This window comes from Phycisphaerae bacterium, assembly GCA_012729815.1.
In the GTDB taxonomy this organism is placed as follows: domain Bacteria; phylum Planctomycetota; class Phycisphaerae; order JAAYCJ01; family JAAYCJ01; genus JAAYCJ01.
Genome location: JAAYCJ010000102.1, coordinates 24,485 through 31,672 on the forward strand (window position 1 = coordinate 24,485; position 7,188 = coordinate 31,672).

At 62.5% G+C, this 7,188-nt stretch carries 8 protein-coding genes; 5 read left to right on the forward strand and 3 right to left on the reverse strand.

Features of this window, described 5'->3' with window-relative positions; all coding sequences use genetic code 11:
- Positions 1–137 precede the first annotated feature (137 nt).
- Both GXY33_07615 and GXY33_07620 read right to left on the reverse strand, forming a co-directional pair.
- Complete coding sequence (locus GXY33_07615; protein ID NLX04995.1) at positions 138–1,322, reverse strand: hypothetical protein; 1,185 nt, start codon at positions 1,320–1,322, stop codon at positions 138–140.
- A gap of 21 nt (positions 1,323–1,343) precedes the next feature.
- Positions 1,344–2,804: an MBOAT family protein gene (locus tag GXY33_07620; protein ID NLX04996.1), complete on the reverse strand. Its 1,461-nt coding sequence runs from the start codon at positions 2,802–2,804 to the stop codon at positions 1,344–1,346.
- 278 nt (positions 2,805–3,082) lie between these two features.
- Between GXY33_07620 and rpe the strand changes: the two genes are divergently transcribed.
- From rpe to rpmA, 5 genes are all read left to right on the forward strand, one after another.
- Positions 3,083–3,745: a ribulose-phosphate 3-epimerase gene (gene rpe / locus GXY33_07625; GenBank protein ID NLX04997.1), complete on the forward strand. Its 663-nt coding sequence runs from the start codon at positions 3,083–3,085 to the stop codon at positions 3,743–3,745.
- The gene (locus GXY33_07630; protein ID NLX04998.1) at positions 3,732–4,316 is read left to right on the forward strand and encodes a histidine phosphatase family protein; all 585 of its coding nucleotides are present in this window, start codon (positions 3,732–3,734) and stop codon (positions 4,314–4,316) included. The genes rpe and GXY33_07630 overlap by 14 nt, the downstream gene beginning before the upstream one ends.
- A 13-nt stretch (positions 4,317–4,329) precedes the next feature.
- Complete coding sequence (locus GXY33_07635) at positions 4,330–5,190, forward strand: acetyl-CoA carboxylase carboxyltransferase subunit beta (protein ID NLX04999.1); 861 nt, start codon at positions 4,330–4,332, stop codon at positions 5,188–5,190.
- A 13-nt stretch (positions 5,191–5,203) separates the two neighbouring features.
- On the forward strand, positions 5,204–6,319 hold the full coding sequence (locus tag GXY33_07640; GenBank protein NLX05000.1) for a M24 family metallopeptidase: 1,116 nt from the start codon (positions 5,204–5,206) through the stop codon (positions 6,317–6,319).
- 115 nt (positions 6,320–6,434) lie between these two features.
- Positions 6,435–6,704 (forward strand): 50S ribosomal protein L27, encoded by a 270-nt coding sequence (rpmA, locus tag GXY33_07645; protein ID NLX05001.1) that lies wholly within the window; start codon positions 6,435–6,437, stop codon positions 6,702–6,704.
- A gap of 84 nt (positions 6,705–6,788) precedes the next feature.
- On the opposite strand, the gene GXY33_07650 is transcribed toward rpmA, so the two are convergent.
- On the reverse strand, positions 6,789–7,079 hold the full coding sequence (locus tag GXY33_07650; GenBank protein ID NLX05002.1) for a hypothetical protein: 291 nt from the start codon (positions 7,077–7,079) through the stop codon (positions 6,789–6,791).
- Positions 7,080–7,188 lie beyond the last annotated feature (109 nt).

Sequence of the window (7,188 nt, forward strand, 5' to 3'; positions counted from 1 at the left end):
GGTCACCGGATAGGTGTTCGCCTCGCCGCGCCGCCTGCGCAGCGAAACGTCCCGCCTTGTTCAATCGTATTCATGTTATCGGCGGATTTCGCCCCTGTCAATACCCGCTGCGGCGGAAACCGAAACCCGGCAGGAGGTTAGGAACCCGAAGCATCCTGGGAGGCGGGCGCCTCAGCCGGCGCGGTCGTCACGACCGGATCCAGCCACCGGCGGAATCGTTCATCCTCGAACAGCGCCTCGGTCAAAATCGCATGCCCCTGCGGCGTCATGTGGCTGTACTGATCGACGTAGCACCGGCTCGGAACTCGATAGCCCACGTCGAAGAACGGCACCTGGTGCTCGCTGAGCCACGGCTTGACTTCGGCCTCCATGATCCCGGAAAGCCGCCGCCGTGACGGATGGTCCAAAACGTACGGATTGTACAGCAGCAGCACGAAGACCTTGTTGTCCTGCGCCTCGAGCAGCGCGATGACCTTCCGGAAGTATTCCCACTGCCGCGACACCGAGGCCGGCGACTCGTACGAGCTCACCAGTTTCGGGCCGCCGCGTGCTCCCTTGCCCGCGAACTCCTCGCGCTCGTACCACGGCATCTCGGTGTCCTGGGCCTTCGCCAGCAGGGCCGGCGGCGTCAGGTCGATCCGGGCCAGCGGATTCTTGTACGGGTTGTCGATCATCCACTGCTGGACGCTCTTGTTGTCGAAGTAGTTCGAGAGGATGTGCCGGGTCAGACCCATCGTCGGCAGGTGGTGCTCAAGCCAGACTCCGAGCCGCTCCTCAGTCGGGGCGTTATAGCCGGTGAGCCAGCCGGCGAACTGCGGCACCAGCGGCTTGTGGAAAAAGTCCGTCCATCCGCCCCTCAGGTCGCCGCCCGCGCTGCCCGACCAGAACGAACTGTACACCAGAAGCACCCGCTTGTCGCGGATGTCCTGCCCGTAATACTTGAGCAGCCCGTACATGGCGATCGGATGCAGCCCGTCCACGCCCATGTTGGCAAACAGGGCCTCATCGCCCGCCCGGCGGTTGAGCATCGCCGAGATCGTCTGATCGTGGGCCGCCGCCTGGCCCCAGACCACCGAGTCGCCCAGCACGTAGGCCGGATAGCGGTCCCGGGCGAACCGCGCCCAACGCAGGAAGGACCAATAGTCGCTCTTCTTCTCCTCCCAGCAGTTCAGCCGGTGGTTCGGACCCGGTTCGAGCCTCTCCCACTGCGGCCAACGCCACGTGACGTAGCCCGTGATCCCGAAAAACAGAATCGCCACCACGATCCACTCCCAGATCGAGAGGATGAAGGCGTTCGAGTTGGCGATTGTCACGTGTTTCATCGGGCCCGTCTGCTCCATCCGCTAAAACTGGAAGTAGATGAACGGCCGGATCGCCGTGGTCGTGAAGAACATCAGCCATAGCAGCATCAGCAGCATGCCGGCCATTCGCACCACCCGTGACTCCAGCACCGGCCGTAGTCTGGACTCGAAAAGGAACTGATAGAACCAGATGCCTGCACAGAATAGTAGCGCCACCAGCGGAAAACGCGGGTCACCCAGCGCGTCGTCCAGGTACAGGTCGCCCAGGTGGAACACATCCATCAGGCCAGGACGACCCTGACCCAGGCAGGCGAAGATCTCGACCACCGGCTTGAATATGCGTCCCACGATGTACAACGCCTGATCGATGCTCGCGGCGCGGAAGAATACCCACGTGAAGCACACGAACACGAACACCCCGAGCTGCTTTGCCAGACGGGGCACCCGAAGCTCGTACCACGTCGTCCGCTCGAGTTCGCGGGTCAGAAAACGACCCAATCCGTGCAGCGCTCCCCAGATAACGAAGGTCCAGGCCGCTCCGTGCCAGACTCCCGATATCACCATGGTCAGGAACATGTTCTTATAGGTACTGAATGTGCCGTGGCGATTGCCGCCCAGCGGGATGTAGACATAGTCTTTGAACCACGTCGAAAGGCTGATGTGCCACCGCCGCCAGAAGTCCCCCAATCCGTCCGCCAAGTAAGGGTTATTAAAATTAAGCATCAGATCGATTCCCATCGTCTTCGCCACGCCGCGCGCCATGTCGGTATAGCCGCTGAAGTCGAAGTAGATCTGCCAGGCGAAGGCGAAGGTTGCCGCGACCAGCGACAACGTGTCGAAATTCTGGGGGGCGGTGTAGATCGGATCGACGTACATCGCCAGGAAGTCGGCCAACGCCAGCTTCTTGAACAACCCGACCACGAACAGCGACAGACCTTCACTAAGGTAGTGCGGCTTGATCACCGGCAGAGAGGCCAGTTGCGGCAGCAGGTGATTGGCCCGCTCGATCGGACCGGCGACGAGCTGGGGAAACAACGAGACGAAGGCTGCGAATCGCACGTAATTCTTCTCGACCGGCACTTCCCCCCGATACCGGTCGATCGTATAGCTCATCGACTGAAACACGTAGAACGATATGCCGACCGGCAGCAGATAGTCCGGCTTGGGAAGCGCATACGCAATATCCAGTTTCGCCAGCAGGAGATTGAGGTTCTCCGCGACGAAACCCCCGTATTTGAAGAAACCCAGGAGGAACAGGTTGTTCGCGACGCTGAACAGAAGCCAGATCCGTCGATACCGCGTGAATGAGAGAACCCGCCCGACCGTATAGTCCAGCGTGGTTGAATAGACGATCAACAGGAGGTAGAGCGGGTTCCACCACCCGTAAAAGACGTACGACGCGGCCAACAGCCAATGCACCCAGAAACGGGTCCGACGAAGCGGCAGGTAGACCGCGTAGACAAAGGCGAAGAAGAGGCCAAATATCCAGGTATGAAACAGCATCCGGGGCTAGACCCTCAATCTCGCTGCGATGTTCGTCTCCAGAAGCGGCGATGTCCGCATGATTCTCGAACCTTATACCGCCTGCCGAAACCAAAGTTACCCATTTTCCAGGGATTGGCGGAAACGTCAACAAGAATATCGACCGCTTGCCAGGCTCCCTCGCCGCCGGCGAACCGGCTTTTCCTGTTTGAAACGTCGGCGGCAAGACAGTAGAATTTTTTTGTTTTGGAGCCAATTGAGAACAGACCGGCCGGATGCCGGACCGAGGAACGACCACCATGCCGAAGATTCGAATGGCGCCGTCCATATTGTCGGCCGACTTCGCGGCCCTTGCCGAGGACATCGCGAAGGTCGAGCCGTACGCCGAGATCATCCATCTGGACGTGATGGACGGGCATTTCGTGCCCAACATCACGTTCGGGCCGCCGCTGGTCAAATCGGTGCGCAAGGTGACGGATAAATTCCTCGACGCCCATCTGATGATCGAGGAGCCGCAGAAGTACATCGAACGCTTCGCCGAGGCCGGAGCCGACAACATCACCGTTCACATCGAAATCTCCGACCGGCCGGAAAAGCTCATCGAGCAGATCCGCAAGACGGGCAAGCAGGCTGGCATCACCCTCAATCCCGGCACGCCGGTCGAGAGCATCGAGCGGGTGCTGGACCTGGTGGACATGGTCCTGGTCATGACGGTCCAGCCGGGATTCGGCGGCCAGGAATTCCGCGAGGAGTGCCTGCCCAAGATGGAGTGGATCCGCCAGCGATGCCCGGAACTGCCCATCGAGGTGGACGGCGGAATCAACGAACTGACCATCCCACGCGCCGTCCGGGCCGGAGCTGACACCATCGTCACCGGCAGCGCGGTCTTCGGCGCCGGCGATCCCGCCCGCGAGGTGCTCAAACTCAAGCGACTGGCCGAGGAAGCCCATGCCGCACATTGACGAATCAACCCGGTTGATCCTGATCCCAGCCGGCAAGACCGATTGGGCTGACCAGCGGCGCGTCCAGGGCGACATGGACCTGCCCCTCAACGAGGAAGGAATAACCCAAGCCCAGCAGTGGTCTTCGGAACTGGCCGGATCGGGCATCAGCGTCCTTTACTGCGGCACGACGGGCCCGACCCGCGAGACCGCTGAGCGGATCGGCAAGGCCCTCAAACTCAAACCCAAGCACGACGAGGAACTCGACGAGGTGAACCTGGGCCTCTGGCAGGGCATGCGGGTCGAGGAAATTCAGCAGAAGCATCCCTCGGTCTTCAAGCTCTGGATGCACCGTCCGGAACAGGTCGAGCCGCCCAGCGGCGAGTCCCTTGGGACCGGCCGCGACCGAGTCGAACGGGCCATCGAAAGGATCGTGCAGAAGAACCGCCCGAAATCGGTGGGCATCGTGCTCGGACGGATCTCCTTCGCTCTCGTGATCGCCCATCGGGAGGGCGGCCAGCCCGGACGGGTCTGGGAAATCCTCAAACAAAGCTTCGGCTGGAAGGAATTGCCCCTCGACCTGATGCAGTAGCGGTCCGACAGCCATGACTGGAAAGGAACGAATAGTGGCCAAAGAGCAGACAACGTCAAACACAGCGGGCGAGCCTCGCAAGGTCGAGGTGCCCAAGGGCCTCATGCTCAAGTGCGAAAAATGCGAGGCCATGATCTATCGCAAGCGGCTGGAGGAAAACCTGCTCTGCTGTCCCGAGTGCAACCGGCACTACCGCGTGCCGGCGCGGGTCCGCGTCGAGCAACTCGCCGACGAAGGCACGTTCGAGGAGTTTCTGGCGGACATCGAGTCCTCGGACCCGCTGAAGTTCACCGACCGTATGCCCTACAAGGACCGCCTCAAAGCCGTCCAGGACAAGACCGACCTCAAGGACGCCATGATTGTGGGCAAGGCCTACGTCAAGGGCCGGCCGGTCGTGCTGGGCGTGATGGACCCGAATTTCATCATGGGCTCGATGGGCTCGGTGGTCGGCGAGAAGGTCTCAGCCGGCGCCGAACTGGCCGCCGAGGAAGACCTGCCGTTCGTGATGGTCACCTGCTCGGGCGGCGCGCGGATGATGGAAGGCATGGTCTCGCTGGTCCAGATGGCCAAGACCTCCGCCGCCCTGGCCAAGCTCGACGACGCGGGCGGCTTGTACATCGTGGTGATGACTGACCCGACCACCGCCGGCGTGGCGGCCAGCTTCGCCTTTCTGGGCGACGTGATCATCGCCGAACCGGGCACGATGATCGGCTTCGCAGGCCCGCGCGTCATCTGGAACACCGTCAAGGCCGAGTTACCCGAGGGCTTCCAGACCGCTGAGTTCATGCTCGAACACGGCTTTATCGACCGCATCGTGGACCGCAAGGAGCTGCGCAGCGAAATCGCCCGGATCATCGACTACTGCGGCAAGTAGGGCGGGAGGCATCGTGAACGCCGAGATCAAGGCCAAGCACCAGCGGATCGTGAACTTCATGGCGGCTCAGAATCTGGAGGCGGTGGCCCTCTCGTCGCGGCCGAACTTCGCGTGGTTCACCGGCGGCAAGCTCAACCACGTCAACGCCGCCACCCAGCAGGGCGTGGCCACCCTCATCGTCACCCGTGACCGGGCCTTTTGCCTCTCGAGCAACATCGAGCGGCCGCGTCTGGTCGAGGAGGAGCTCGAAGGCACGGGCATCGAGGCGGTTGAGTTCGCCTGGTACGAACCGGAGCTTCGCAAACGGCGCACCGTCGAGATCGCCGGCGGCCTGCGGGTCGGTTACGATATGCCGGTTCCCGGGCTGCCCGGTTCAGCCGTCGAATTGCCCGGCTCGTTCAACACGCTGCGATGGTCGCTTCTGCCGGAAGAGGTCGAACGCTACCGGCACGTCGGCCGCGCCGCCTCGGAGGCGATGGAGGCGACAATCCGCCGGGTCCGCCCGGGCATGACCGAGACGCAGATCGCCGGCCTGGCCGCACACGAGGCCTTCGTCCGCTCGCTGCGGCCGTGGGTCCTGCTGATCGCCGCCGACGAGCGGATCGAGAAGTTCCGCCACCCGATCCCGACCGACAGGCGTCTCGAAAAGATCGCGATGCTGGTCTTCTGTTTGGAACGGTTCGGACTGGTCTGCTCGCTGACCCGTTTGGTCAGCTTCGGACCGGTGAGCGACGACCGTCGCCGCCGCCACAACGCGGTGGTCAACGTGGATGCCGCCATGTGCCTCGCCTCGCGTCCCGGCCGGACGCTCGGCCAAGTCCTCGAAACCGCCCAGCGGGCCTACGCGGAAGGGGGGTTCGAAGGGGAATGGCGGCTGCACCACCAGGGCGGCCCCACCGGCTACCTGACCCGCGACGGCCTCGCCACGCCGGGCAACCCAACCCCGCTGGTCGCCAACCAGGCCCTCGCCTGGAACCCCTCGATTGCCGGCACCAAGAGCGAGGACACCCTCCTTATCGCCGACGGCCAGCCGACCGTGCTCACCGCCGCCGGACCCGACTGGCCCACCATCCAAGCCGAATCTAACGGCCGGACCATGTCCCGCCCGGATATCCTGGTGCTGTCGTAGCCCGAAAAAACAGCGAAAAATACCGATTTGAAGCATTGACTTGGCGCACGGTGGGCAGTAACATTAATGGTTTCCAAGACAAACGATAAGTAACGCTACGGCCAGGAGACAGGTTATGGCACATAAAAAGGGACAGGGCTCGACCCGCAACGGACGCGACAGCAATCCGCAGTATCTGGGCGTGAAGGTTTACGGCGGCCAGGAAATCAAGGCGGGCGGCATCATCGTCCGGCAGCGTGGCACCCGCGTGCAGGCCGGATTGAACGTCGGCCGCGGCCGCGATGACACCCTGTTCGCCCTCAAGACCGGGACCGTGCAGTTCGCGGGACGCAAGGTCCACGTCATGCCGGCCGAGGCGGCCACCGCTGAAGCAGCGGCGCAATAGCGACGAACCAACCGACCACCAAAACGCCGGGCTGTCCAATCCGTGGACGGCCCGGTTTTTTTATGCGCGGAATTGACGTTTCATTCAGCCGGCGGTGGGGCGGTCCACCAGCCAGAGGTTCTTGTCCGTCAACTCGTCGAACGTGTGCGGCCGGACGTGCCCGTCGAAAAACAGCGTTTGGGCCTTGAGTTGATGCCGCAGCGACACAAAGGGGTAACCCGACAGATAGTGCGGTTCCGGCGGACCCCACAGCGGGCCGAACACGATCGTCCAGAGGTTCCACGGAACGACGGTATCCGACTGCCAGCGGTTCCAGGTGAACTCCAACTCGCCGGCCCACTGCCCGCGCGGACCGCCATAGCCCGCATTTCTCACCGGGTTTTGCTTTTTTACGATGGGCGCAGGCCTTACTATCTGATGGCAAGTGGTTTGTGAGCAATAAGCGCATCAGACAGGAAGGCCTTGACGATGACAGAGTGTAAGC